We start from the raw sequence: 26592 nt of genomic DNA, 5'->3' as shown, positions 1-26592 counted from the left end.
CCGCGCGAGGGAGCGCCGCCGGTGACGGGCCGCGCCGCGATCACGCCGCTGACTGCCCGCACCGTCGCCGCCATATCGGCGGGTTGCGCGCGCTACCCCGTGGCCTGGGCGACGACGATCGCGAGCTGGGTGCGGTTCGCGACCCCGACCTTGGCGCACGCGCTGGAGAGGTGCGTCTTGACGGTCGCCTCACCGAGGTAGAGGCGGCCGGCGATCTCGCCGTTGGACAGTCCTTCGACGAGAAGGCGCGCGACGTCCAGCTCGCGCTCGGTGAGCGTGGCCAGGCGTTCCCCGGCCACGCGTCGGGTGGCCGCACCGGGGTCGGCGCCGACCTGGGTGATCATCGTCTTCGCCGCACGGGGTGACAGCGCACCGCCACCCCCGGCGACGGCGCGGACCGCGGCGACGATCTCCGCGGGTTCGGCGTCCTTGGCGAGGAACCCGTCGGCTCCGGCACGGACCGCGTCGAGGATGATCTGCTCGGTGTCGAACGAGGTCATGGCGATCACGCCGGGCGGGTCGGAGAGCGCCCGGACCGCGCGGGTCGCGACCACCCCGTCGACGCGCGGCATCCGCAGGTCCATGAGGACGACGTCCGGGTGGTGGGCCTGGACCGCGGTGACGACCTGGTCCCCGTCGGCAGCCTCGGCGACGACGTCGAGCCCGCTCGCCTGCAGGATGGTGCGCAGCAGTCGGCGCACCATCGCGTCGTCGTCGACGACCATCACCCGGATCACGACGCGAGACTAGCGGTGAGCGCCCACGCGGGCAGCGACGGTCAGCGGCCGGTGCCGGGCTGTTCCGTCGGCGGGCCCCAGGGCAGGCGGGCCCGCACGACGAAGTGGCCGCCATCCACACCGGCGTCGAACGTGCCGCCCACGGCCTCGCACCGTTCACGCATCCCGACGACCCCGGCACCGCCGCCCGGCACACCGGTGCCGCCGACCGTGGCGCCGGGTTCGCCGAGCTGCGGAGCGGTGTACGGATCGAGGTCGCGCGTGAGCGCGTTGCGCACGGTGATGGTGACGCCGTCGCCGGGCCGCGCCCGGACGTCCACCTCGGCCCTGGCCCCGGGGGCGTGCTTCATGACGTTGGTCAGCGACTCCTGCACCACCCGGTACACGGCCCGCGTGAGCGCGGGCGGCGCGGTGTCGGCGTCGGCGACGAACACGGTCGCCGCGAGGTCGACGCCCGCGGTCCGGGCGTCGTCGAGCAGGGTCGCGAGGTCACCCAGAGCCGGTGCGGACCCGGTGTACTGGTCGGACCCGGCACGCAGGGAGGTGATGAGGGCGCGCATCTCGTCGAGCGCGCGGTGTGCGGAGGACCGCATGGTGCGGGCGGCGTCGACCACCCCGGGGTCGTTCGTGGTCACCTCGAGCGCGGACGCCTGGAGGGAGACGACGGAGAGGTTGTGCGCGACCGTGTCGTGCATCTCGCGCGCGATGAGCTCGCGCTCGTCCTGGCGCGACAGTTCGGTGCGCAGCACGTCCGCCTGGGTGCTGAGCGCCTCCGCGCGCCGGTTCTCGGCGACCGCGACCTGCTGCGCGGCGTCGGCACGCCCGAGCGCCCGGCGCAGGAACCCGGCCCCTACGGACAGGCCGAGGCACAGCAGGGTCAGCACGACGTAGCCCACCGGGTCGAGGTAGGACGTCGCCGTGGTCCCCGGTGGCGTCGTGGAGAAGATCACCGCAGCGCCGTCGCGCGCCACGTCGCGCCAGAACGAGACCCCGACGGCGAGCGTCGTCGCGGCGGCGCACAGCGCGACGACCTTCCACCGCCGCTCTCGTGCGATCACGAACGGCAGCGCGACGAGCGGGGCCATCGCGCCGACGGGGGCCAGGACCCCCGCGGCGGCGGCGGCCAGGCACACGACCACGGCGTGCCGGTCGCGCCACACGACGGCCGCCGCGAGCCCAGCCGCGAGCACCCACCAGATCAGCGTGAGCCCGACACGCCACCCGGCGGGATCCGGGCCGAGCCCGATGTTGTCGTACGTCGCGCTGACGATCCCGACCCCGAACGTCGCGGTCGCCGCTGCGACGGTGCCCAGGACGGACCACGCCCGGGCGAGTGGCGACGGCCCGGTGGCGGACGGGACCGGATAGGGCCCGGAGGCGCGGCGGTACGGCGGCGGGTGCGCGGCGAGCGGTGGGCCCGACGGCGGCCGCGTGCCGCCCGGGGGAGGGCCCGCCGAGGTCACAGGCCGGGTCGGTTGGCCCGCGTACGGGACGGGGTGTCGCGGCGGCGAGCCGCCGGCACCGCGGGGACCACCGGCGCCGTACGGACCGTCCGGAGGCGGTCCGGGCTGCTGCGGTGGCGGGTGCATGGGCGCGAGCCTACGGGCACCCGCCGACGGCGGGGCTCCACCGTTCGGCCGGGACCGGCGGGACGGGGTCCACCGGTCGGGGGGCCGAGTCGATCCGGTCGGGGGATCCCCCGGAGCGACCGCGACCCGCACTCTCGTCGTCGAGACCAGCACGACGTCGCCGACCGGGCGCCGTCGACCACGATGCAGGAGGCGACGATGTCCGCACCCACCCCGAACCCGCACCACCACCCTCAGCCGCAGCCGACCGGGCAGTCGTCGTTCGCACCGCCGCCCGGCGGCTTCCCGCAGCAGGGGCCGGGCGGCCACCCCGGCCCCCCGCCCTACGCCGGTCAGCAGCCCGCGCAGGGCTTCCCGACCCCCGGGTACCCCGCTCCGGGCGGGCAGCCGGGGGTTCCGCCGGCCCCCCGGAAGTCGTGGTTCGCCCGCCACAAGATCCTCACGGGCCTGGGCGTCGTCGTGCTGCTCGTCATCGTGGGCGCGAGCCTCGGGGGTGGTGGAGGCGACGAGCCGACCGCACCCGCAGCCGTCGCAGGGGCCGGCGCTGACGAGACCGCGGACACCGGTACGGACGCGGAGGCACCTGTGGAGGAGCAGCCCGAGGAGCCGCCCGCCGAGGAGCCCGTGCCCGAGCAGCCCGCCGCGCCCGGCATCGGGACGGCCGTGCGCGACGGCAAGTTCGAGTTCACCGTGACGTCGGTGGAGACCGGCGTCCCGAGCGTCGGCGACCAGTACCTCAGCCAGGAGGCGCAGGGCCAGTACGTGCTCGTCCACATGACGGTGAAGAACATCGGCGACGAGGCGCAGATGTTCACGGGCGGCAACCAGCAGCTCACCGACACCGAGGGCCGCACGCACGAGAGCGACAGCACGGCGGCGATCTACCTCGGCGACACGAACAGCTTCCTCACGGACATCAACCCGGGCAACGCGGTCGACGGAGTCGTCGTGTTCGACATCCCGGCCGACGCCGTCCCCGCGATGCTGTCCCTGCACGACTCGATGTTCTCGGGCGGCGTCGAGGTCTCGCTGGGCTGACGCGTCTCCCCGCGTCGACACGTGCGGGCCTCGTGCGGGTGCAGGCCGGTCGACGCCGTCGGCAGGTTCGCCCGCGGCCACGTCCTCGAAGGCGTGGCCGCGGCCACGCATGGACCACGTGTTGAATTGTGCGAGAAGTTGTTGACTTGTGTGGGTCGGCCCGGGAGACTCGTAGCCCCGAGGTCGACGCCGTCCCGGGTTCTTGCCCCCTCACCGTCGAGAGGACACCCATGAAGTTCCCCCTGTCCCGCGCGCGCTCGCGTGCCACCGCTGTCACGAGTGCGCTGGTCGCGCTCGGGCTGGCGGTGTCGGGCGCGGCCGCCGCCACGGCGGCGCCGGCCCCGGCGAGCGTTCCGGCCGCGGCGACCGCCGTGGCCGAGCCGACGATCTCCCCGGTCGTCGACGCCAACTTCCCCGACCCCGACATCCTCCTCGTCGACGGCGTCTACCACGCCTACGCGACCAACAACCAGGGCCAGAACGTGCAGCACCGCACGTCGACGGACCTGGTCACGTGGAGCGCGCCGTCCGACGTCGCGCCCGACCTCGGCGCCTGGGTCAGCGAGTCGTGCACCTTCTCACCGGGCGGTGCGACCGACCGCTGCGTGTGGGCCCCGGAGGTCTCGGCGGTCGAGGGCGGCTACGCCCTGTACTACACGGCGCGCGACGCGACGTCGCCGCGCCAGTGCCTCGGCGTCGCGCTGTCCGACACGCCGGACGGCCCGTTCGTCCCTGTCGGCGACGACCCGATCGTCTGCCCCAACGGCGAGGCCGGCACGGAGGACCTGGGCGGCGCGATCGACGCCGCGACGTTCGTCGACGGCGACCAGCTCTACCTGCTGTGGAAGGCCGACGGGAACTGCTGCACGGGCAAGACGGCGATCATCTTCGCCCAGCCGCTCTCGCCCGACGGCGCGACGCTCACCGGCCCGCCCGTCGAGCTCATCCGCGTGGACAAGGCCTACGAGGGCCGTGTGGTCGAGGGCCCGACGCTCCTCGAGCGCGCCGGCACGTACTACCTCTTCTACTCGGCGAACGACTTCTACGGCGGCGCCTACCGCACGTCGTACGCCACCGCGCCGAGCCTCGCCGGCCCGTGGACCAAGGCGACGACGGAGCTCATGACGAGCGATCGCTTCCAGGGCGACGTGCGTGGCCCGGGCGGGCAGGACGTCGTCACCGCGCCCGACGGCTCCGACGCGATCGTCTTCCACGGCTGGAACGAGGCGTTCACCTACCGCGCGATGTACGTCGCGGACCTCGAGTGGACCGCCGACGGCGTCCCGTTCGTCCCGCAGGCGTCCGACCGCTACCAGGCCGAGGACGGCGTCGTCACCAACGCGCGCGTCGTGGCCGACGGCGGGGCGTCGGGCGGCGCGAAGGTCGGCGGCCTGGACTTCGCGGACTCGTCCGTGACGGTCGAGGTGCACGCCGACGAGGCCGGCCCGGCCCTGCTGGGCATCCGGTTCGCCAACGGGTCGTTCGACGGCTCGACGCGCGTGCCGTCGACCGGGACGCTGGCGGTCAACGGCGAGGTCGCGGAGACCGTCGTCTTCCCGCACACCACGTGGGGCAACTGGCAGACGTCCGAGCATCTCGTCGACCTCGTCGCCGGTACCAACACGATCACGCTGACGCGCGCGACGTTCTTCACCGAGCTCGACGCGTTCGACGTCTACCCGGCGACGCGCGACCCGCGCCCGTCGGCCCCGCCCGTCATCCCGTCCGACGCGACGCGGTACGAGTTCGAGGACGGCGTCATCACGCGCGGCTCCGTCGGGAGCGCGGCCGGGGCGTCGGGTGGCCAGAAGGTCGGCGGGCTCGACTTCCTCGACAGCTCCGTGGCGCTCCAGGTCCACGCCGACGAGGCCGGGCCCTACACGCTGGGCGTCCGGTTCGCGAACGGCTCCGAGCGCGGCGGCTACACGCTCGCCTCGACGAGCACGGTCACGGTGAACGGCGCGGACGCGGGCGTCGTCACGTTCCCGCACACCACGTGGGGCAACTGGCAGTCCGTGACGCACGAGGTCGAGCTTCAGCAGGGCTGGAACACCGTCGCCCTGACCAAGCTCACCTGGTACACCGAGCTCGACGCGCTCGACGTCTTCCCGGCCGAGGTGCCGCCCGTCGACCCGCACGTCACCGTCACCGCGCAGCCCCGCTGCCTCGGCGGCACGCCGTACCTCGCCGTGCGCGCGACGAACGACGGCGACGAGACCGTCGCCATCGCGCTCCGGACGGCGTTCGGCGAGCGGTCCTTCGCCCAGGTCGACCCGGGCAAGAACGCCTACCAGTCGTTCAAGGCCCGCGGCGCGCTCGCGGCGGGCGAGGCGCTGGTCGTCGTCACGGACGTCTCGGGCACGACGACGGAGGTGGCCGCCGCGTACGACGCGCTCACCTGCGCGTAGCGCACCCCAGCCACGCCCGCGGCGCCGCTCGGCCGATGAGCGGCGTCGCGGGCGTCGTCGTGCCGCGAGGCCGGCACGGCTCAGGGTGTCCGGCACGTGACCGCTCCACAGGCTCCGGTGGCACCCCGGGCACGAAGTGGTGAACGTTGCCCGAAGCCTCCTCCCGCACTCGGACATTCCCGGATCAATCCGGCGCAGCGGCTTCCTATGCTCGCCGTGGCCGCCCACCCGCACGGCGGGTGCCGCGCCGGCCGTGACCACCTCCCTCGTCCGAGCGGATCTGTGCTGTGACCACCGTCTTCACCCCGGGCACCCCGGGTTCCTCCGGCGCGCCCCGCGCGTCCTCGTCGGACGCCGTGGCTGACCCCGCCCCCGCACGACCCGGCCGCGCCGACGCGCCGACCGGCCCTCCGCCGTCGGACCCCGCCGACCTCGAGGTCCAGGCGCTGCACCGCAGCCGTCTGGGCGCGTGCCGCCGTCGGCGGAACCTGCTGTGGGCCCTCCTGCTCGCGGGCCCGAACGTCGTGCTCCTGCTGGTGTTTGTCTACCGGCCGCTCCTGCAGAGCTTCTACCTCTCGACGCTCCAGTGGAACCTCGGGTCGCCGGTCGCGCGGCCGGTCGGGCTGGGCAACTACGTCGAGTGGTTCACCGCGCCGACGACGGGCCGCATCGTCACGACGACGCTCGTCTTCACGCTCGCGACGGTCGGCGGCGCGATGATCCTCGGCCTGGGGCTGGCGCTGCTCCTCAACCGCCGCCTCAAGGGCCGCGGCGTCGCCCGGACCGTCGCGTTCGCGCCGTACGTGCTGTCGGGCTTCGCAGTCGGGATCCTGTGGCTGTTCATGTTCGACCCGCGCTACGGGCTGGTCCAGGAGCTGCTCGGCTGGGTCGGCATCGCGTCGCCGCAGTGGTACACGCAGCGCCCGTGGCCGCTCGTGATGATCGTCGTGGTCTACCTGTGGAAGAACCTCGGGTACGTCGCCCTCATCTACCTGGCGGGCCTCCAGTCCGTCCCGCAGGACCTGAAGGATGCGGCCGCGCTCGACGGTGCGTCGTCGGCCCGGACGCTGCGCTCGATCGTGCTGCCGCTGCTCACCCCGACGACGTTCTTCCTCGTCGTGACGATGCTCCTCGCGTCGCTCCAGTCCTTCGACATCATCAAGGCGATGACGCAGGGCGGCCCGCTCGGCTCGACGACGACCCTCATGTACTCGATCTACGAGGAGAGCTTCGTCAACGGGCGCGCCGGGTACGCGTCGGCGGTCGCCACGGTCCTCTTCCTCGTGCTGCTCGCGGTGACCGCGGTGCAGATGCGGTTCGTCCAGCGGAAGGTCCACTACGCATGAGCGCCGTCGCGCCCACCACGACCGGGCGCCCCGAGACCGCGCCCGCCACGCCCGCCGCGCTCGCGCCGCGCGCACCCCGCACCCCGCGGGCCCGACGCCGGACCCTCCAGCCGGGCGGTTACCTCGCCCTGGTCCTCGCGACCGTCGTGCTCGGCGCGCCGCTGCTGTGGATGGTGCTCGCGAGCATGAAGACGCCCGCCGAGCCGTACACCGTCCCGCTGCAGTGGCTCCCGGGGAGCCTCAACCTCGACAACTACGCGCAGGCGGCGGACTCGATCCCGCTCGGGCGACTCCTCGCCAACAGCGTCGGGATCACGGTCGTGGGCGCGGGCCTCAAGGTCGCGCTGGGCCTCACGTGCGCGTACGCGCTCGTGTTCCTCGACTTCCCGTTCAAGAAGGTCGTGTTCGGCCTCGTCATCGCGACGCTCATGATCCCGCCGCAGATCACGATCATCCCCAACTACACGTTCGTCGCGAGCCTCGGGTGGCTCAACACCTACCAGGGCATCCTCGTGCCGGGCCTGGCGAGCGCGTTCGGGACGTTCCTGTTCCGCCAGCACTTCCTCACGCTGCCGCGCTCGATCCTCGAGGCCGCCGAGCTCGACGGCGCGGGCCACTGGCGCAAGCTCTGGCGGTTCGTCGTGCCGATGAGCACGCCGACGCTCGCGGCCGTCGCGCTCGTGTCCGTCGTGACGGAGTGGAACGACTACCTGTGGCCGTTCCTCGTCATCGACCGCCCCGACAAGATGACCCTCCCCGTCGGCCTCACGCTGCTGCAGAACACCGACGGCATGACGAACTGGGGCGTGCTGCTCGCCGCGACGGTCGTCGTGACGCTGCCGATCCTCGTCGTCTTCCTCGTCCTCCAGCGCCGTCTCGTCGCGGGTCTCACGGCCGGCGCCGTCACCGGCTGACCCGCCCGGCGCCGTCGTGCCCGACGACGGCGCCCACCCGGGGCGGGCCGCGCACCTGCGTGCCTGCCCCCACCCCCGAGCTCCCCGGTCCGCGCGCAGCGGCCCGGGTTCCCCGAAGCGCACCGAGACCCGGTGCACGACCTGAAGGAGCACCTGTGTCCCACCGCACCGCACCCGTCGGCCGGCCCGCGCGCCGCCGTCGGGCCCGCGCCGCAGCCACCGCCCTCACGGCGGTCACCGCCCTCGCGCTCACCGCGTGCGCCGGCCCGAGCGTGGCCGGGGCCGACGGCGCCGGCACCGCGGGCGACGAGGCGACGGCCGAGGCCGTCGACTGGTCCGCCGTCGAGCCCGCGTCCGAGATCACGTGGTGGAGCAACCACCCCGGCACGTCGCAGGAGATCGAGCAGGAGCTCATCGACCGGTTCGAGGAGGAGTCCGGCATCACGGTCAACCTCGTGACCGCGGGCGCCAACTACGACGAGGTGGCCCAGCGCTTCCAGGCCGCGTCGCAGACCGACGAGCTGCCGGACGTCGTCATCGCGTCCGACGTCTGGTGGTTCCGCTACCACCTCAACGACCAGATCCTGCCGCTCGACGACGTGCTCGAGTTCGTCGACGCCGACGCGGACGACTACCAGCCCGCGCTCTACGCGGACTACGCGTACGACGACCAGCACTGGGCCGTGCCCTACGCGCGCTCGACGCCGCTCTTCTACTACAACAAGGACCTGTGGACGGCGGCCGGCCTGCCCGACCGCGGCCCCGAGACGTGGGAGGAGCTCGAGCAGTGGGACGCGTCCCTCAAGCCGCTCGTGCCGTCCGGCGGCTCGACGCTCGGCCTGTCCACCGGGCCGTCGTGGGGCGCGTGGTGGTTCGAGAACATGATCTGGGGTCAGGGTGGCGCGTACTCCGACGGTTTCGACCTCACGCTGGACTCGGAGGAGTCGGTCGCGGGCGGCCAGTTCCTGCACGACCTGTTCCACGAGAAGGGCGTCGCGACGCTCTCCGCGGACGACGCGATGGTCGACTTCTCGTCGGGTCTCATCGCCTCGACCATCGGCTCGACGGGCTCGCTCAAGGGCGCGCTCGACGCGGCGTCGTTCGAGGTCGGCACGGCCTACCTGCCCGACGGCCCCGACGGCGGCGGCACCCCGACGGGCGGCACCGGGCTCGCCATCCCGTCGTCGAAGTCGCCCGAGCAGCAGCTCGCCGCGGCGATGTTCCTCGCCTTCCTCACGAACACCGAGAACACCGCGTACTTCTCGCAGAACACGGGCTACATGCCGGTGCGCACGTCGGCCGTCGAGTCCGACACGATGAAGGCCATCTACGAGGCGACGCCGCAGTTCCGCACGGCCGTCGACCAGCTCGCCGACAAGGCGCGCATCCAGGACGACGTCCGCGTGTTCGTCCCCGGCGCTGACGCGCTGCTCAACGAGGCGATCGAGCAGATCGTCATCGAGGGCGCCGACCCGGCGACGGCGTTCGAGTCCGTCACGCCGCGCATCGAGACCGCGTACGCCGAGAACGTGGAGCCGTACCTGTGACGGCCACGGCGCTCGCGCCGACGGGTGTCGGGTCGGAGCGGTCCGCGCGTCCGCGCGTCATCGCCCACCGCGGCAACAGCTCGGTCGCACCGCAGAACACGCTCGCCGCGTTCGAGGCGGCGTGGCGTGCCGGCGCGCACAGCATCGAGATCGACGTGCAGCTCACGGCCGACGGCGAGCCCGTGGTCATCCACGACGACACCGTGGACGCGACGACGTCCGGCAGCGGCACGGTCGCTCGGCTCGACCGCGCGGCGATCCGGGCGCTCGACGCCGGGTCGTGGTTCTCCCCGGCGTTCGGCGGCCAGCGCGTACCGACGTTCGCCGAGGTGGTCGACCTCCTCGTGCGACGCCCGGGCACGGACCTGCTGCTCGAGCTCAAGGGCGCGTGGACGCCCGAGCAGGTGCGGCGCGTCACGGGGCCGATCCGGTTCGCGGGCATCGCCGACCGGGTCGTGGCGCAGAGCTTCTGGCCCGAGACCGTCGCGGCGCTGCGCGAGGCGGACCCGGGCCTGCGCCGCGGGCTGCTCGTCGCGTCGCTCGACGACGACGTTCTCGCGCGGTGCGCCGAGCTCGACGTCGTGACGTGCAACCCGATGGGCCTGCTCCTCCTGCAGGAGCCCGGCCTCGTGCAGCGCCTGCACGACGCCGGCCTCGAGGTCGCCGTCTGGACGCTCAACGAGCCGGACCACTGGGCGGCCGCCGTCGAGCTCGGTGTGGACGCGATCATCACCGACCGCCCGGACCGCCTCGCGGGCTGGCTCTCGGCCCGCCCCGTCTGAGCGGATCCGTCCCGCTGCCGAGCCCGGGGTTGCGCGCCACGACGGTCGTCGTGCGCCGCGCAACCCCGGGTTCGGCGGCCGCGTCAGTGCACGACGATCGTCGTGACGACGTCGGTCACGCTCGGTCGGCGCGGTGTCGACCCGAAGCCGAACCGGACGGGCGGGTCGACGTCGCGCAGGTCGCCGAGCGGCTCGACGTCCCACGTCGTCTCCGCCGCGACGAGCGCGCGGACGTCGGTCGCGCCGTAGTGCTCGACGCGCCCCGGCCCGGCGCTCCCGCGCGTCCGGACGCCGCGCAGCACGACGCGCGCGACCGGGTCGGTCAGGGGAGTCAGGTGTCGCGACGTCGCGACGCGACGCGGCACCGCGCGCAGCACGCGCCCCAGGAACGTCCGCGGCCCGACGACGAGCCGCGCCTCGAGCGGACCGGCCACCACGTGCCAGTCCGGATGGAAGACCCGGCTCGCCGCTGCGCCCGTCGCGCTCTCCCCGCCGGCGGCGGGCGGGGCGCCGGTCGCGTCGGCCGTCTCGTCCGTCACGGCGACGGGCGTCAGGACGACGCGGTCGAATCGGTAGGTCGACGCGACGAGGTCTGCGACCTGCGGCGACGGCGCGAGCAGGAGGCGCTCGCCGTCGGGGCGCTCGACCATGACGTCGGCGAACGCGCCGAACGGCGACGCGTCCCACCGCCCGACGACGACGCGCGTCCCCGACTCCGTGCCCCACCCCGCGATGCGGCCACGGAACCGCAGGACGCTCGACATCCCGGCAGCGTAGGTCCGCCACCCCGGGCACGCTCTCGCTCGGACGCGGGGTCGTGCGCCTCTGCACTTCCCACCGTGCTGCCTTCCTGCCCGTCACCGACGTGACCCCGCTCGGCGCGCGAGCCCCCGCGCGCGGCGCGACGCTCGGAGGAGGCGGCGACCGCCGTCGGGCAGCAGGAGGTGACCCGTGCCGAAGACCACGCGCGACGGCGACGCGAAGCAGTCCGAGATCCCGAGCACGCTGCAGCGCTCCGACGAGAAGGCGCAGCGCACGTTCGCCAAGGCCTACGACGCCGCGAGGGAGCAGTACGGCTCCGAGGAGCGCGCGCGACGCGTCGCGTTCGCCGCGCTCAAGCACACGCACGAGAAGATCGGCGACCACTGGGAGCCCAAGGACGAGCCCGGCCCGTCCGACGAGCGGGCCGAGGAGGGTGGCCTCGACTCGACCACGGACACCGCCGGGGGCGTCGACGCGAACGCGACCAAGGAGCACCTGCTCGACGTCGCGCGCCGGCTCGACGTCGACGGCCGCTCGACCATGACCAAGGACGAGCTCGTCGAGGCGATCCAGCGCGCCAACGACCGCGCGACCCGGCGCGCCCGCGGCGACTGACCGCCCCCCTCGCGACCACACCTCTACCTCGCGCGACCACACCTCTACCTCGCCGAGGTAGAGCCCTGGTTCCGCGAGGTAGAGCCCTGGTTCCGCGAGGTAGAGCCGTGGTCCTCGGGCGGTCGGCTCGTCGGTGTCAGGCGGCCCGACGGCGGTGGGGGACGCGCACGCGGTCGAGGTCCTGCGCGACGGTGAGCTCGCCGTCGAACACCTCGCGGGCCTCGCGCCAGAACTCCGTCGGGTCGGGGTAGCGCTGCGAGAAGTGCGTGAGCACGAGCGAGCGCACGCCCGCCTCGGCCGCGACGGTCGCGGCTTGCCGGGCCGTGAGGTGGCCCCAGCGCTCGGCCTGGTCGCGGTCGCGGTCGAGGAACGTCGACTCGATGACGAGAAGGTCGACGCCGTCCGCGAGCCGGTGCACGGCGTCGCACAGGCGCGTGTCCATGACGAACGCGAACGACTGCCCGGGGCGCAGCCCACTCACCTCGTCCAGGGTGACGGTCCGGCCGTCGGGCGCGACGACGGAGCCGGTCCGCTGCAGCTCGCCGACCGCCGGCCCGGCCAGCCCGTACCGCGCGAGGAGCGCGGGGTCGAGCGACCGGCCGTCGGGCTCGTCGAGGCGATAGCCCATCGCCTCCAGGGTGTGGTCGAGACGTTCCGCGCGCAGCGTGAACCCCGGTGCGGGGCGGCCGGTCACGGGCGGGACGACGCCGTCCGTCGTGAGCGGCTGGAGCTCCAGGTGCCCGCGGCGGAAGTGGGCGCTCGCGTCGAGCAGGTGGTCGACCCACCGCTGGCCCGACGCCGGGTACGTCACCCCGATCGTGTGCCGCACGCCGTCGCCGCTGATGCGCTGGGAGACGCCCGCGAGGCCGAGGCTGTGGTCGCCGTGCAGGTGCGTGATCGCGATGCGCGTGAGGTCGGTCGCGGACACGCCCGCACACGTCATCTGCCGCTGCGTGCCCTCGCCGGGGTCGAAGAGGATCGCCTCGTCGTCCCAGAACAGGACGTAGCCGTTGTGGTTGCGCGTGCGGGTCGGGACCATGCTGGCCGTCCCGAGGACGACGAGCTCGCGGCGGGACATGGCCCCAGCCTGCCACGGCGCCTCTGCTCGCCGGTGGCTCGTAGGGTGGCAGGAGCCCCCTGCCGAGAACCCGGAGAACTGGAGAACCATGCGCCTGCTCCTCGTCCGTCACGGACAGACCCCGTCCAACGTCGCCGGGTTGCTCGACACCGCCCTGCCCGGCCCGGGGCTCACCGCGCTCGGCGCGCGGCAGGCCGCGGCGATCCCGGACGCGCTCGCGGACCGCGTCGTCGACGGAGTCGCCGTCTCGACGCTCGTGCGCACGCACCTGACGGCCGCGCCGCTGGCCGAGCGGCACGGCTACGACCCGCTCGAACTCGACGGGTTCCGCGAGGTCGACGCGGGCGACCTGGAGATGTCGGCCGAGCACGACGACCACGCGACCTACCTCGAGACGGTGTTCGCCTGGGGCCGCGGCGAGCCCGGCCGCCGGATGCCCGGCGGCCCCGACGGCGCCGAGTTCCTCGCCCGCTACGACGACGCCGTCGCGAGCGTCGCGCGCACGGGCTGGCGGACCGCCGTCGTCGTGTCGCACGGGGCGGCGATCCGCGCGTGGGCGTGCGCGCGCGTCGACGGCGTCGACCTCGACCTGCTCGCCTGGACCCCGCTCGCCAACACCGGGCTCGTGGAGGTCGAGGGGGACCCGGCGTCGGGCTGGCGACTCGTCGGCCTGAGCGACGGGCCGCTCGGCGGTGCCGCGCTGGACGACCTCGGCGCCGAGGACCCGACGGGCGAGTCCGTCGCGGAGGAGGAGCGCCGCGCCGCGACCGACTGATCGGCTGTCGCCCCGAGATGTCGCACGGATCTGGCGGTCGTCAGGTTCGTGACATACGCTCGCCGGATGGCCGACGCACCGCTGCCCGCGCCGAACGAGCGCGCGCTCGAGTCCGACATCGTCACGGACCTGCGCGAGCAGATGACGTACGGGTCGTACCTGCACCTCGACACGCTGCTCGCCGCGCAGGAGCCCGTGAGCGACCCCGAGCACCACGACGAGATGCTGTTCATCGTCCAGCACCAGACGACCGAGCTCTGGCTCAAGCTCGTGCTGCACGAGCTGCTCTCCGCACGCGACCTGCTCGCCGCCGACGAGCTGGGCGCCGCGCTCAAGCGCATCGCGCGCGTCAAGCACGTGCAGCGCACGCTCACCGAGCAGTGGTCCGTCCTCGCGACGCTCACGCCGAGCGAGTACGCGCAGTTCCGCGGGTACCTCGGCCACGCGTCGGGCTTCCAGTCGTGGCAGTACCGCGCGGTCGAGTTCCTGCTGGGGAACAAGAACGCGCGCATGCTCGCGGTGTTCGACACCGAGCCCGCCGCCCGCGCCGAGCTCGCCCGGCTGCTCGCCGAGCCGAGCGTCTACGACGAGTTCCTGCGCCACCTCGCGCGGCACGGCCACGACGTCCCGCAGCGGGTCCTGGACCGCGATGTCACCGTCGCGCACACGCTCGACGACGACCTCGTCGAGGTCTTCCGGCGCATCTACGACGACCCGGAGACGTACTGGTCCGCGTACGAGACGTGCGAGGAGCTCGTCGACCTCGAGGACAACTTCCAGCTCTGGCGGTTCCGCCACATGAAGACGGTGCTGCGCATCATCGGCACCAAGCGTGGCACGGGTGGGTCCAGCGGCGTCGGGTTCCTCCAGAAGGCGCTCGACCTCACGTTCTTCCCCGAGCTGTTCGCAGTGCGCACCGAGATCGGGCGGTCGTGAGCCTCGGCCGCGCGGGCGACGGCGGCACCTGGCTCCCGCCGCTCGCGGACGCGCACGTGCACCTCGGCCTCGTCGACCCCGTCGCGGTGCGGCGCGGCGGGATCGCCGTCGTGCACGACCTGGGATGGGTCCCCGACGTCGCGCGCACGTGGCCGGGGCGTCCCGGCTTCCCGGAGGTCGCGTTCGCGGGCGCGTTCCTCACCGCACCGGGCGGCTACCCGTCGGACCGGTCGTGGGCGCCCGCCGGGTCCGTCGAGGGGGTCGGCTCGCCCGAGGCGGCCGTCGCCGCCGTCGACCGCCAGGTCGCCGCGGGGGCGTCCTTCGTCAAGGTCGCCCTGCACTCCGGCGCCGGCCCCGTGCCCGACGACGTCACGCTCGCCGCGCTCGTCGGCCACGCCCACGCACGGGGCCGGGACGTCGTCGCGCACGTGGAGGGGAAGGGCATGGCGGCGCGCGCCGTCGAGGCGGGCGTCGACCGGCTCGCGCACGCTCCGTTCTCCGAGCGCCTGCCCGACGACCTTCTCGCCAAGATGGCCCGCCCCCACCCCCACCCCCACCCCGAGCACGACCCTGCCCGCCGTCGAGCACGACCTGACGGTCGAAAAGGGCCGGATAACGACCCTCAGGTCGTGTTCGGCGGGAGCCGGGTGGGCTGGGTGAGCACGCTCGACGTGCACGGGTGGGGGAGCCCGACAGCCGAGCAGGACGTCGCGATCGACAACGTGGGGCGCTTCGTCGCGCTCGGCGGGACGGTCGTCTACGGCACCGACCTCGGCAACGGGCCGCTGCCGCTCGGCGTGAACCCGCGCGAGCTGCGGGCGCTCGCGGCGGCGGGTCTCGACGCGCACGCGCTGGTCGCGGCCCTCACGCACGACGCCGCGGCCGAGCGCTGCGTTCCCGGTCGGGTGCTGCGTCCCGGGACGCAGCACTCGAGCACGGACGCATCGCTCGCGACCTGGGTCCCCGGGGACCCGCCCGACCTCGGCGACCCCGATGCCGTCGCCACGTGGCTCGCGCGGGCCGTCGTCGTCGAGCGTGATCCCACCCGTGACCTCGCCCCACCGGAAGGACGACCATGACCGAGGACCACGCCGCCCGCTCCGCCGCGCTCGACGCCGCCGACCCGCTCGCGCGGTTCCGCGACGCGTTCGTCACGTCGGACGAGGTGATCGCCTACCTCGACGGGAACTCGCTCGGGCGGCCCACGCGCGCGTCGGCCGAGCGGCTGGCACGGTTCGCGACCGAGCGCTGGGGCGCGCGGCTCATCCGCGGCTGGGACGAGGAGTGGTACGACCTCCCGCTCACGCTCGGCGACCGGATCGGCGCGGTGACGCTCGACGCGGCGCCCGGGCAGACGTTCGTCGGCGACTCGACGACGGTGATCCTCTACAAGCTCGTGCGCGCCGCGCTCTCGGCGCCGCAGGTTGCCGGCCGCGACGAGATCGTGCTCGACGCCGGCAACTTCCCGACCGACCGCTACGTGCTGGAGGGCGTCGCGCGCGAGCACGGCGCGACGCTGCGCTGGATCACGCCGGACCACGACGCCGGCGTCACGCCCGAGCAGGTCGCCGCGGTGCTCTCCGACCGCACCGCGCTCGTGCTGCTCAGCCATGTCGCGTACCGGTCGGGGTACGTGAGCGACGCCGCCGCGATCACGGCGCTCGCGCACGACGCGGGCGCGCTCGTCCTGTGGGACCTGTGCCACTCGGTCGGGGCGCTGCCGGTCGAGCTGGACGCGTGGGGCGTGGACCTCGCGGCGGGCTGCACGTACAAGTACCTGAACGGCGGTCCGGGCGCGCCCGCGTTCGGCTACGTGCGGACGGGCCTGCAGGACGCGCTGACCCAGCCGATCCAGGGCTGGATGGGGAGCGCCGCGCCGTTCGAGATGGGCCCGGCCTACGCGCCGCACGACGGCGTCCGGCGCTTCCTCTCCGGCACGCCCGCGATCGTGGGGATGCTCGCGATGCAGGACATGCTGGACCTGGTGGACGAGGCGGGGATCGCGGCGGTGCGCGCGAAGTCCCTCGCGCTCACCGAGCACGCGACCGCGCTCGTGGACGACCTGCTGCTCCCGCTCGGCGCGCGGTACGCGTCGCCGCGCGACCCGGACCGCCGGGGGAGCCACGTCACCGTCGACCACGACGCGTTCGAGGCGACGCTCCCGCTCCTGTGGGAGCGCGGCGTGATCCCCGACTTCCGCCGCCCGGACGGCCTGCGCCTCGGCCTGTCCCCGCTCTCCACGAGCTTCGAGGAGGTGCGCGTGGGCGTCGAGGCGGTCCGCGACGCGCTGCGCGAGGTGCTCGGCGCCCGGACGTCTGCGGAGGCCGCCGGGGCAGTGTCGGCGGGCGCGGACGGCACCGCGTGATCCTCGACGACCTCGACTCCCGGCCCGGGAGCACGACGTCGTTGCTGCGCACCGTCGTCGGGCTGTACCTGCGCGACCTCGGTGGCGCGGTCGCGGTGGCGGACCTGGTCGAGCTGCTCGGCGCGCTCGGTGTCGCGCCCGGGGGAGCGCGGAGCGCGATCTCGCGCGTCAAGGCCAAGGGGCTGCTCGTCCCCGAGACGGTCGAGGGACGAGCGGCCTACCGGCTCGCGCCCGACGCCGGGCCGATGCTCGTCCGCGGCGACCGGCGCATCTTCGCCTACCGGCAGCAGGGCGACGACGACCCGTGGTGCCTCGTGTCGTACTCGCTGCCGGAGGAGCGGCGCGACGTGCGCCACCAGCTCCGGCGACACCTCGCGTGGATCGGGGCCGGGAGCGTCGCGGACGGGCTGTGGATCGCGCCGGGCCACCTCGTGGACGAGGTCGAGGAGATCCTCGGCGCGCTCGAGGTCCGCGACGCGGCGACGGTGTTCGTCGCCGGGCGCCCGCGCGTCGCGGGCGCGTTCGCCGACGTCGCCGCGCGGTGGTGGGACCTCGACCGGGTCGCGGCGCTGCACCGCGCGTTCCTCGGGCGCCACGGAGGCTCCCGGTCGGGGCGAGGCACGGTTCCCGACGGCGCCCCGGCGACCCCGGAGGACGGCTCGCCGCGCGAGGCGTTCGCCCGGTGGGTGCGCGCCGTCGACGACTGGCGGCCGATCCCGTACGCAGACCCGGGGCTGCCGTCCTCGGCCCTGCCCGCCGACTGGCCCGGTGCCGCGAGCGTGGCCCTGTTCGACAACCTCCGCACGTCGCTCGCGACGGTCGCGTCGCGGCACGTCCAGGTCGTCGTCGGGCGCTGACGGGGGCACAGTGGGCACATGAGCGACCCCACGCCCGACCTCCCGCCCGCCCTGCGGACCCTCATCGACGCCACGAACGCGGGTGATCCCGCGCGCTTCCTCACCGCGTTCACCGACGACGGGTTCCTCGACGACTGGGGTCGTCAGTTCCGCGGGCACGACGAGCTCGCGAGCTGGGACCGCACGGACAACATCGGCAGACGGTCGCGCTTCGACGTGACAGGGCTGCGCGACGGCGCGACCCCGGACGAGGTCCTGCTCGACCTCACGGTGTCCGGCGACGGGTACAACGGTCCCGCGACCTTCACGATCCTCCTGCACGACGGACTGATCGCGCGTCTCGTCATCTCCTGAGCCCGGTGCCCGCGTTCCGGACATGACCGACACATGCGGATCCTTGCGTGGGCTGTGCTGGTGGGGTTGATCACACCGGTGTGACTTCACCCGGCACCCAGACCTGGACGACCGTCCAGGTCTGCCTACGGTGGTCGGGACGGGTCGTCCGACCCCGTCGCCCGCGACACCGAGATCCAGGTAGTGATGACCCGCTCGACCCTGACACCTGAACAGCAGCTCCCCTCGACCCCCCGTCGCCTCCGGCGGCGACGCCCGGCCGCCGCGGTCCTCGCCGTCGGCCTCCTCGCCGGTGCCGGCCTCGTCGTCCCCGCGACGAGCGCCGCGGCCGCCGACGCGATCAACCCGTTCGACCTGGCCGGAGGTTTCAGCGTCTACGCACGCGAGGACGCCCGCCTCGACAACCACGAGACGGAGGGGTCCGTCGCCGTTGGCGGCGAGCTGACCGTCCGGGCCGAGGGCGGCATGTACCCGATCGTCCACCAGGTGGCCGGGACCGCGGACTACACGATCCCGACCGTCGACGGCGACCCGACCCGTCTGCTCGTCGGGTCGTACGCGCCGACGTCCGGCCTGGCGCAGATCTCCAACGCGGGCGTCCCGGCGGGCCGCGGGCTCGAGCTCGAGGGCTACCTCAAGGTCGTCGGTGCCGACCCCGCGTTCGGCACGTACCAGCGCGGCGACTGGGTGCGGTACCGCACCGATGTCGACGAGGCCCCGTCGATCGACGCGACCAACCAGACGTGGCCCGACGGCGCCGCGACCGTGGCGACCGAGCGCGACTCCGTCGCCGCGTACGTCGAGGCGGGCGCCACGGGGCCGGCCGAGGTGCGCCAGTGCCTCGCGGACCTCGTCCCGAGCGGTGCGGCCCACGTGCTCACGGTGGCCGAGGAAGCCGGCGACCGCGTCGTCCTCTCGGCGCTCGAGCCCGGGCGGCCGAACGTCGTCGACTACGCGACGATCGCGGACGCGTACACGGTGCAGTTCGCGGACGGCGTGCTCCCGTCGGCCGACACCCCGCTGATCGTCTCCGTCCCCGCCGGGACGACCGCGCTGCGCGGCTCGGTGTTCGGCGCCGAGGGCGCGGCGGCCCGTCACGTCCTGTGGGACCTCTCGCGGCTCGACGGCGCGGTCACCCTCGGCACCGGCGGGACGCGCCTCGACGGGTCGGTCTACGCCCCGACCGCGGACCTCACGGTCGAGGCGGCGCCGCTCGACGGCCAGGTCGTCGCGCGGAACCTCACGCTGCTCGGCGGCGAGGCGCACGCCTACCTCTTCGCCGGATCGATCCCGTGCGCCACCGAGCCCGTCGTGGAGACCGGCAGCCTCACGGTCACCAAGCGCCTCGCGGGCGACGCGGCCTCGACCGTGCCGGACGGGACGACCTTCACCGTCGCGTACGACGCGGACGGGACGACGGGCGAGCTCACCGTGCCCGTCGATGGCTCCGCGACCGTCGACGACCTCCCGCTCGGCACCGAGGTCGTGCTGTCCGAGCCGGGCTTCCCCGCCGTGGACGGCGTCGAGTGGGGCGAGCCTGCGTGGCAGGTGGACGGCGCCGGCGTCGAGCCGGGCGACGACGGGACCGTGCGCGTCGAGATCGGCACGACGGCGGACGTCGCGGTGGTGCTGACCAACACGGCGGACGCGCCGGTCGAGCCGACGCCCACGCCGTCGACCCCCACCCCGACCGAGCCCACGACCCCGACCGCGCCCGTCACGCCCGACGCCCCGACGCCTCCTGCCGCCGACGGCGGCTCCGACGGCCTGGCCACGACCGGCGTGCAGGCCGGGGGCGTCGCGCTCGCGGCGCTCGTGCTCGTCGCGCTGGGGGCCACGGTCCTCCTCCTGCGCCGCCGCCAGGACGCCTGACCCGCGACCTCGCGCGCGGCCCGACGCCGCGTCCCCGACCTCGGGGGCGCGGCGTCGTCCTGTCCCGGGCACGTCCGGGACGGCCACCTTCCCGCCCTCGGGAGTTCACCGGGACGACGGGTGCCCGCCACTCCGGCTCCGTACGGTGACAGCGCTTCCCACCACGGGTCCGGCGCCGCCACGGTGGTCCGACGGTCGTCGCCGCGCGGACCCCTGACCTGCGAAGGAACCCATGAACCCGCACGCCTCCCGGCTGCCCGGCGCGCTGACGCGCGCGGCGGCGTCGGCGCTCGCCGTCTCGCTCGTCGGCACGGTGCTCGTCGCCGCGACCGCGACCCCGACGGCCGCCGCAGACGAGTCCCTGCTCTCGACGTCCGGCACGACCTGGCGCTACCTCGACGACAACACGAACCCGGCCGGCGCCTCGGCGGACCAGCGCGTCTGGACGACGACGGCGTTCGACGACTCCGCGTGGAAGACAGCGACGGGCGCGTTCGGCGCGAAGCGCGGCGCAGCGACGGGTATCGGCGCCGCGTTCCCGATCACCACGCTCCTCGCCCAGTACATCGAGGGCACGACGACGGACGTCCCCACGTTCTTCTTCCGCACCGACGTGGAGCTCACCGCGGCGGACCTCGACGGGGTCCCCGCGTTCGAGGGCGAGATCGTGTACGACGACGCCGCGATCGTCTACGTGAACGGCGAGGAGGTCGTGCGCCTGGGCGACGACGGGCGCGAGATCACGGAGAACCTCCAGTACCACGGCAACGGCCGCACGGACCCGGTGACGGGCACGTTCGTCATCCCGTCCGGTGCCTTCGCGCCCGGCGAGAACACGATCTCCGTCGCGCTCTACCAGGACGCGCCGACGAGCTCGGACATCTACCTCGACGTGCGCTCGCTCGTCCCGACGCACGGCGAGGTGCGCGACGTCGCCCTCAACGTCGGCGCGGACGAGACGCAGGCGAACGTCGCGTGGTTCTCGACGCTGCCCGGCGCGGGCGAGGTGCAGTGGGCCCGCGCCGACGACGGCGAGGTCGACTGGCGGGCCGCGGCGACGTCGTCGTCCCGGGACGGCACGGCCGCGGACGGCGCGACCTACCACCACGCGACGATCACCGGGCTCGAGGAGGACACGGCCTACGTCTACCGCGTGGGCAGCGCGGCGACCGGCTGGTCGGAGCCGACGGCCTTCACGACGGGCACGTTCGGCGACGAGTTCAGCGCGCTGTTCATCGGCGACGCGCAGATCGGGGCGAGCGGCAACGCGGCGAACGACGCCACGCGGTGGGCCTCGAACCTCGACACGATGACGGCGCTGCACCCCGACACGGCGTTCCTCATCTCCGCCGGCGACCAGGTGGAGAACGCGGGCAGCACCCAGCAGTACACGGGCTTCCTCGCGCCGCGCCAGATGCGCGAGCTCCGCTTCGCCGTCCAGGACGGCAACCACGACACCGCGTCCGCGCTCTACGACCAGCACTACGCGATGCCGAACCTGTCGACCGAGCAGCGCCGCGACTACTGGTACTCCTACAACAACGTGCTCGTCGTCGCGATCGACTCGAACGACTCCGACCCGGCCGAGATCGCCGGCCACGAGGCGTTCCTGCGCGACGTGATCGGCACGCACGGCGACGCGTACGACTGGGTCGTCGTGACGTTCCACCACTCGCTCTACAGCCAGGCGTTCCACTCGCGCGACACGGACGTGATCCGCATGCGCGAGGCGCTGTCGCCCGTCTTCAGCGACCTGGGCGTCGACCTCGTCCTCGCGGGCCACGACCACATCTACACGCGCTCGTACCTCATGGAGGGCGCGACGCCCGTCGTCCCGGCCGCGGCGCCGGCCGAGGGCGACGTGCTCACTCCCGACGAGGGCCAGGTCCTCTACCTCACGGGCAACTCGTCGTCGGGCTCGAAGTTCTACGACTTCGACGGCGCCAAGCCGTGGACCGCGCGGTGGGAGCAGTCGCGCGAGGCGAGCTATTCCGACCTCGACGTCACGCCCACGTCGCTGACCGTCACCACCTACGCGACCGGGTCGCAGCGCGTCGTCGACCGGGTGACGCTCCAGCGCGACGACGCGGGAGGCCCCGCGCTCGACGTCGAGACCAGCGCGCGCTGTCTCGCCGGCACCGCGTACGTCGCGGTCCGGGCGACGAACACCGGCGACGTCCCGGCGGACGTCACGCTCGCGACGCCGTTCGGCACGCGCACGTTCGCGGCGGTCGCGCCGGGCAAGGCCGCGTACCAGTCGTTCTCGACGCGGTCCGTCGCGGTCGAGGCGGGCTCCGTCACGGTGACGGGCACCCTGCCCGACGGCGGCGCCTCCTCCGCGCAGGACGCCGCCTACCCGGCGGTCACCTGCGGCTAGGCCGCGGACGCACCCGAAGCGACCGGCCGTCCGGCCCGGCGAACCCGGGGTCGCGCGTCACCCGGATCGTCCGGTGACGCGTGACCCCGGGTTCGCCACGTGCGGGCGACGATGGCCCCAGGCGCGGTGCCTCAGGAAGGGCGGGGTCCGGTCGCGTCGTCGAAGGGCTGGACGACGGTCCCGCCGAAGCGGGCCTCGCCCGCCCGGTGCTCGACGCCGCCGATCCAGACCCGGCCGGCGAGCACCTCGGGCGACGCCGGCGATCCGTCCGGCCGATGCGCGGTGAACCCGCCCGTGAGGCTCGCGTTCGCCAGCACGACGGGGCGACCCGCCTCGTCGGTGACGTCGGCCGCGCACCACGCGCACACGTGCCGCGGGTAGCGGGGATTCTCCCGGAGCAGCGTGCCGCACACCGGACAGTGATGGGCGGGCCGCGCGTCGCCGTCGGGCAGGAGCAGCGCGTCGGAGCGCACGAGACCGCCCTGGGCGGTGCGGCGCGCCAGCGCCGTGAGGACGCGCCGGCCGATGCCGGGCCAGCCGTGCACGGCTGCCGACCAGTCGTCGGGCACCGCGCGGGCGCCATACCGCGCGCCGAGCAGCGAACCCGCGACGGCCGCGACGGTGTCGGTGTCGCCGCCGGTCGCGACCGCGGCCTGGAGCGCAGCGACGAGGTGGTCCCGGCCCGCGAACCGGGAGCGCTCCGGCGGCGTCGCGGTCGCGATCGCGTGCCACGCGGCCTGGAGGGCGGTGACGGTGAAGCCGTTCTGGCGCAGGTCCGCCGCGGGCCGTGCGAGCTCGGCGTCCGCGATCCACGCGGACCAGCGCGCCGCCGCGTCCGGGTCGAGGAGGTCCAGCCCCGCGCGCACGTCGAGCCGCTGCTCCGTCACGGCGACGCGCACCGCCTCCGACCAGAGCACGCACGACTCGGCGGCGAGCGGGTCGGTGTGCGTGATCTCCGCGACGGCCCGGGCCGCGCGGGCGGTCGCGTCCCGGTCGTCGAGAGCGACCAGCCCGACGACGCCCGTGCGCATGAGCGCGCCGTTCCCGGCCGTGCGACCGGTCGCCGCGTGCAGTGCTGCGGACGCCTCGCGCAGGCGCGTCGCGGCGGGTCCCCGGCGGGCTGCGGCGTCGCGCAGCACGGCGGCGGTCTGCGTCCCGACGTCGGTCGCGCCCCCGGTGCGCCACGCCTCGAACGCAGCCGCGATCTCGTCGAGCGGTGTCGCGCCGAACGCGTCCGGGACGGGGGAGAGCACGTCGTGGGCGGCCGTGACCCGGGCGACGCACACCGACATCTGGGTGTCGTCGCTCCACTCGCCGGGGGCGTACGGGCCGAGGCCGCCGCCGCGCATGACCGCCACCGCCTCCGGCTGCCCCGGGCCGGGCGGCTGCGCGAACTCGTACGGCACGCCGAGCGCGTCGCCCGCCGCCTGGGCGAGCAGCACGCCCGACGCGCGGTCGAGCAGGGCGTGGTCGAGCGGGTCGAGGAGCGCACGGGCGGGCGGAGGCGGCGTCGTGGTCACGGCGCGATCGTGCCACGATGACGGCATGACCACGACGCTCGACGACCTCGCCGCCCTCATCGCCTCTGTCGAGGCGGACGAGCGCGACCTCGTGCTCCGCACCTTCACGCACGACGACGCGTGGCGGCTCGGCTGCCTGCTCGTCGAGCTCGCCGACGAGCGCGACCTGCCCGTGACGATCGACGTCCGCAAGGGCCCGCAACAGGTGTTCCACGCGGCACGCGAGGGCACGACCCCGGACAACGACTCCTGGGTCGAGCGCAAGGTGCGCGTCGTCGAGCGGTTCGGGGCGTCGTCGTACCTCGTGGGCCTGCGCGCCCGGGCGAAGGGGACGACGTTCGCCGAGCAGCACCAGCTCGCGCTCCAGGAGTACGCCGCCCACGGCGGCGCCTTCCCGGTCCGGGTCGAGGGCGTCGGCATCGTCGGCGTCGTGACGGTGTCCGGGCTCGCCCAGGGCGACGACCACGCGCTCGTCACCGAGGCCCTGCGGTCGTTCCTCGGCTGAGCCGGGCAGACGGACGGGGCCGGCACCCGAGGGCGCCGGCCCCGTCCGTGGTCCGGTCGCGCAGGGGGCGGGCGCGACCGGGGTCAGGGTGCCGGCGCGACGACGGACGTCGCGCCGGCGGTGCGGCGTCAGGCCGCGCGCGTGACCGCGATGCGCTGGGGAGCGCGCCCGGCGAACACGCCGGCGACGGTCACGGTGAGCACGCCCGCGTCGTAGGACGCGCGGACGGCGTCGGCCTCCGCGGTCTTCGGCAGGGTGACGGTGCGGCGGAACTCGCCGAACCGCACCTCGCGGACGCGGCGCCCGGCCGGGGCGACCTCGGCCGCCTCGTCGGCGCCGGTCTCGTCCGTGCCCGACTCGGGCTGCTCCCCGTCGGCCGTCTCGGTCGTCTCCGCCGCGGGGGCGTCGACGACCCGCTGGTCGCGACGCTCGCCGCGGACCACGAGGCGACGGCCCTCGAGCTCGACGGTCACGTCGCGCTCCGGGTCGACGCCCGGGAGGTCGAAGCGGGCGACGAGGTCGTCGCCCTCGCGGTAGACGTCCGCGGCGGGCGCGAACCCCGTCCGCGCGACGGGCGCGCCGCTCGGCCGTGTCCAGAGCTGGCGCACGACGCGCTCGGTGGGCAGCGGGCGGAACGGTGCCACGGTGTAGGTGCTGATCATGGTGGTCCTCCAGGTCTGTCGTGCCACGGTCGGCCCGTGGCGTCCTGACCTCTCCAACCTTGAGCGTGCCCGGCTCAGTCCCGCGTTCGCGGACGACGAACGACGGGGCTCGACCAGCGCGACCCGACCCCGTGCGGTCAGCAGAGCGCGACGTGCTGCCACGGCCCCCAGGCGGCGTACGACGGCGCCTCGCCCTGGGTCCACCAGCGTGCCCGCCACAGGCTCCCGCCGTGGAGCACCCGGTCACCCCCGACGTAGACGGCCGTCGGGGACCACGCCGTGAGGGCCGCGTCGTCGCACTCCGCGGGGTGCTCGGGCTCCGGCGTGGGGGTGCCCGTCGGCTCCGGCTCCGGCTCCGGCTCCGGCTCCGGCTCCGGCTCCGGCTCTGGCTCCGGGTCCGGGGTGGGCGTGCCGCCCGCGGCCACCACGGGGACGCCGGGGTTCACGAGCCCGTCGCCGCCGACGACCGTGTTGTCGTCCGTCACCGTGACCGGGCAGGTCACGGGGTCGTGCACCGTCACCTCGATCGCGTACCGGCCGCTGCCGGTCGCGCCGGTGAGGTCGGCGTGGTTGCCGCGGAACACCGTCCCGCAGCCCCACCCGGGAGACTGCTGGTGCGTCTGGAGACCGGACTTCGTCGTGGCCGTCCCCACGTTGTGCTCGACGACGTAGTCGTTGCCCTTCACGTCGACCCACGAGTCGTCGAAGTTCGCGCCCGTGAGCCCGTCGCCGACGAACGTGTTGCCCGCGATCCGGCCACCGGTCGTCCCCTCCTTGACGTCGACGTTCTCCCCGCGGGCGAGCGGCCCGATGGTGTTGTCGAGGATCTGCACGTGGTCGGAGCGGTCGGAGTAGTCGTTCGCCGAGCCGACGTAGACCCCCTCGCCCATGCCGCGCAGGTTCTGGCCGGTGTCGTGGATCGTCGAGCCGCGCACGACCCCGTATGCGCTCGACGACCGGAAGTGGATGCCCTCCATGTCGAGGTCGTGCACCGTGACGGCGTCGATCGTCACGTGGTCGGACGAGTCGACCATGATGCCCTTCTGCCCGTGCTGGACGGTGATGCCCTGCACCGTCCAGTGGTCGGCGTCGGTGAGGTGCAGGACGTTCCCGCCGCCGCTCGACGTCCGCAGCACGGCCGCCGCGCTCCCGCGCAGCACGACGGGCGCGCTCGCCGTCCCGGCCCGTCCCGTGACCTTGAAGTTGCCGACGTACGTCCCGTCGGCCAGCTCGATGGTCTGGCCCGGCGTGGCGGCGGCGAGCGCGGCGCGCAGCTCGTTCGCGGTGGCGACGTGCATGACGGCGTCGCTCGCCACCGCGCTCGCGGCGAGGGCAGGCGCCCCGGCGAGCGCGGCGCAGGCTCCGACGACCATCCCGACGAGCACCGTGAGGCCGCGACGGGGCCGGGCCGGAGCCGAGGTCGGGGCCGGGAGCGAGTGGGCGGCGTCGCCGCGTGCGGTGCGGGGCATGGGCCGACGGTGCCGCCGCACCCGCCGCAGGTCAACGGTCGGCGGCCGATCGTGTGGTTCTCCCGCACCGGCGTACGGGGATTC

Annotated in this window: 23 protein-coding genes; 16 read left to right on the top strand and 7 right to left on the bottom strand. The window is 74.5% G+C overall.

Annotated elements, in window-relative coordinates; genetic code table 11:
• Positions 1-92 precede the first annotated feature (92 nt).
• Positions 93-737, bottom strand: coding sequence for a response regulator (locus AC6CH9_RS19685; RefSeq protein WP_498156404.1), 645 nt, complete (start codon positions 735-737; stop codon positions 93-95).
• A 41-nt stretch (positions 738-778) separates the two neighbouring features.
• Positions 779-2200 (bottom strand): sensor histidine kinase, encoded by a 1422-nt coding sequence (locus AC6CH9_RS19680; RefSeq protein WP_498156403.1) that lies wholly within the window; start codon positions 2198-2200, stop codon positions 779-781.
• 324 nt (positions 2201-2524) lie between these two features.
• Between AC6CH9_RS19680 and AC6CH9_RS19675 the strand changes: the two genes are divergently transcribed.
• The 6 genes from AC6CH9_RS19675 to AC6CH9_RS19650 all read left to right on the top strand — a co-directional run bounded on the left by AC6CH9_RS19675 (position 2525) and on the right by AC6CH9_RS19650 (position 10361).
• Positions 2525-3364: a DUF4352 domain-containing protein gene (locus AC6CH9_RS19675; protein ID WP_498156402.1), complete on the top strand. Its 840-nt coding sequence runs from the start codon at positions 2525-2527 to the stop codon at positions 3362-3364.
• 230 nt (positions 3365-3594) lie between these two features.
• Complete coding sequence (locus AC6CH9_RS19670; protein ID WP_498156401.1) at positions 3595-5772, top strand: family 43 glycosylhydrolase; 2178 nt, start codon at positions 3595-3597, stop codon at positions 5770-5772.
• A gap of 446 nt (positions 5773-6218) precedes the next feature.
• Positions 6219-7118, top strand: coding sequence for a carbohydrate ABC transporter permease (locus AC6CH9_RS19665; protein WP_498156417.1), 900 nt, complete (start codon positions 6219-6221; stop codon positions 7116-7118).
• Positions 7115-8032 carry a carbohydrate ABC transporter permease gene (locus AC6CH9_RS19660; protein WP_498156400.1) on the top strand — a complete coding sequence of 306 codons (918 nt, stop codon included), beginning with the start codon at positions 7115-7117 and terminating at the stop codon, positions 8030-8032. Before AC6CH9_RS19665 ends, AC6CH9_RS19660 begins: the two co-directional genes overlap by 4 nt.
• Before the next feature lie 155 nt (positions 8033-8187).
• Positions 8188-9579: an ABC transporter substrate-binding protein gene (locus tag AC6CH9_RS19655; protein WP_498156399.1), complete on the top strand. Its 1392-nt coding sequence runs from the start codon at positions 8188-8190 to the stop codon at positions 9577-9579.
• Positions 9576-10361 (top strand): glycerophosphodiester phosphodiesterase, encoded by a 786-nt coding sequence (locus AC6CH9_RS19650; RefSeq protein WP_498156398.1) that lies wholly within the window; start codon positions 9576-9578, stop codon positions 10359-10361. The genes AC6CH9_RS19655 and AC6CH9_RS19650 overlap by 4 nt, the downstream gene beginning before the upstream one ends.
• Positions 10362-10444: 83 nt before the next feature.
• On the opposite strand, the gene AC6CH9_RS19645 is transcribed toward AC6CH9_RS19650, so the two are convergent.
• Positions 10445-11125, bottom strand: a complete 681-nt coding sequence (locus tag AC6CH9_RS19645; RefSeq protein ID WP_498156397.1) for a hypothetical protein — start codon at positions 11123-11125, stop codon at positions 10445-10447.
• Between the two features lie 187 nt (positions 11126-11312).
• Between AC6CH9_RS19645 and AC6CH9_RS19640 the strand changes: the two genes are divergently transcribed.
• A complete protein-coding gene (locus tag AC6CH9_RS19640) occupies positions 11313-11738 on the top strand; it encodes a ChaB family protein (RefSeq protein WP_021482985.1) in 426 nt (141 codons plus the stop codon).
• Positions 11739-11874: 136 nt separating this feature from the next.
• Here AC6CH9_RS19640 and AC6CH9_RS19635 read toward each other — a convergent pair whose 3' ends face one another.
• Positions 11875-12816: a ribonuclease Z gene (locus AC6CH9_RS19635; protein ID WP_498156396.1), complete on the bottom strand. Its 942-nt coding sequence runs from the start codon at positions 12814-12816 to the stop codon at positions 11875-11877.
• A gap of 88 nt (positions 12817-12904) precedes the next feature.
• Here AC6CH9_RS19635 and AC6CH9_RS19630 point away from each other — a divergent pair, with 88 nt between their 5' ends.
• The 8 genes from AC6CH9_RS19630 (at position 12905) to AC6CH9_RS19595 (ending at position 22352) form a co-directional block, all read left to right on the top strand.
• On the top strand, positions 12905-13591 hold the full coding sequence (locus AC6CH9_RS19630) for a histidine phosphatase family protein (protein WP_498156395.1): 687 nt from the start codon (positions 12905-12907) through the stop codon (positions 13589-13591).
• Between the two features lie 66 nt (positions 13592-13657).
• Positions 13658-14527: a tryptophan 2,3-dioxygenase gene (locus AC6CH9_RS19625; RefSeq protein ID WP_498156394.1), complete on the top strand. Its 870-nt coding sequence runs from the start codon at positions 13658-13660 to the stop codon at positions 14525-14527.
• Positions 14524-15606: an amidohydrolase family protein gene (locus AC6CH9_RS19620; RefSeq protein ID WP_498156393.1), complete on the top strand. Its 1083-nt coding sequence runs from the start codon at positions 14524-14526 to the stop codon at positions 15604-15606. Before AC6CH9_RS19625 ends, AC6CH9_RS19620 begins: the two co-directional genes overlap by 4 nt.
• Positions 15603-16892, top strand: coding sequence for a kynureninase (locus tag AC6CH9_RS19615; protein WP_498156392.1), 1290 nt, complete (start codon positions 15603-15605; stop codon positions 16890-16892). The genes AC6CH9_RS19620 and AC6CH9_RS19615 overlap by 4 nt, the downstream gene beginning before the upstream one ends.
• Complete coding sequence (locus AC6CH9_RS19610; protein ID WP_498156391.1) at positions 16889-17749, top strand: PaaX family transcriptional regulator; 861 nt, start codon at positions 16889-16891, stop codon at positions 17747-17749. The genes AC6CH9_RS19615 and AC6CH9_RS19610 overlap by 4 nt, the downstream gene beginning before the upstream one ends.
• A gap of 18 nt (positions 17750-17767) precedes the next feature.
• Entirely contained in the window at positions 17768-18103 is a 336-nt protein-coding gene (locus AC6CH9_RS19605; protein WP_498156390.1) for a nuclear transport factor 2 family protein, read from the top strand.
• A 186-nt stretch (positions 18104-18289) separates the two neighbouring features.
• Positions 18290-19975: a collagen-binding domain-containing protein gene (locus tag AC6CH9_RS19600; RefSeq protein ID WP_498156389.1), complete on the top strand. Its 1686-nt coding sequence runs from the start codon at positions 18290-18292 to the stop codon at positions 19973-19975.
• 232 nt (positions 19976-20207) lie between these two features.
• Positions 20208-22352, top strand: coding sequence for a purple acid phosphatase family protein (locus AC6CH9_RS19595; protein ID WP_498156388.1), 2145 nt, complete (start codon positions 20208-20210; stop codon positions 22350-22352).
• A gap of 131 nt (positions 22353-22483) precedes the next feature.
• Here the strand turns inward: AC6CH9_RS19595 and AC6CH9_RS19590 are convergent, their stop codons facing one another.
• Positions 22484-23872: an ADP-ribosylglycohydrolase family protein gene (locus AC6CH9_RS19590; protein WP_498156387.1), complete on the bottom strand. Its 1389-nt coding sequence runs from the start codon at positions 23870-23872 to the stop codon at positions 22484-22486.
• 25 nt (positions 23873-23897) lie between these two features.
• Between AC6CH9_RS19590 and AC6CH9_RS19585 the strand changes: the two genes are divergently transcribed.
• Positions 23898-24377, top strand: coding sequence for a heme-degrading domain-containing protein (locus AC6CH9_RS19585; RefSeq protein ID WP_498156386.1), 480 nt, complete (start codon positions 23898-23900; stop codon positions 24375-24377).
• A 128-nt stretch (positions 24378-24505) separates the two neighbouring features.
• On the opposite strand, the gene AC6CH9_RS19580 is transcribed toward AC6CH9_RS19585, so the two are convergent.
• Together AC6CH9_RS19580 and AC6CH9_RS19575 are read right to left on the bottom strand one after the other, a co-directional pair.
• Positions 24506-25039 (bottom strand): Hsp20/alpha crystallin family protein, encoded by a 534-nt coding sequence (locus AC6CH9_RS19580; RefSeq protein ID WP_498156385.1) that lies wholly within the window; start codon positions 25037-25039, stop codon positions 24506-24508.
• 137 nt (positions 25040-25176) lie between these two features.
• Positions 25177-26508 (bottom strand): carbohydrate-binding protein, encoded by a 1332-nt coding sequence (locus tag AC6CH9_RS19575; RefSeq protein WP_498156384.1) that lies wholly within the window; start codon positions 26506-26508, stop codon positions 25177-25179.
• Positions 26509-26592 lie beyond the last annotated feature (84 nt).

This window comes from Cellulosimicrobium sp. GQ32, assembly GCF_059758455.1.
The sequence above is the reverse complement of the archived record's forward strand: the minus strand, read 5'-3'. Positions and strand labels throughout refer to the sequence as shown.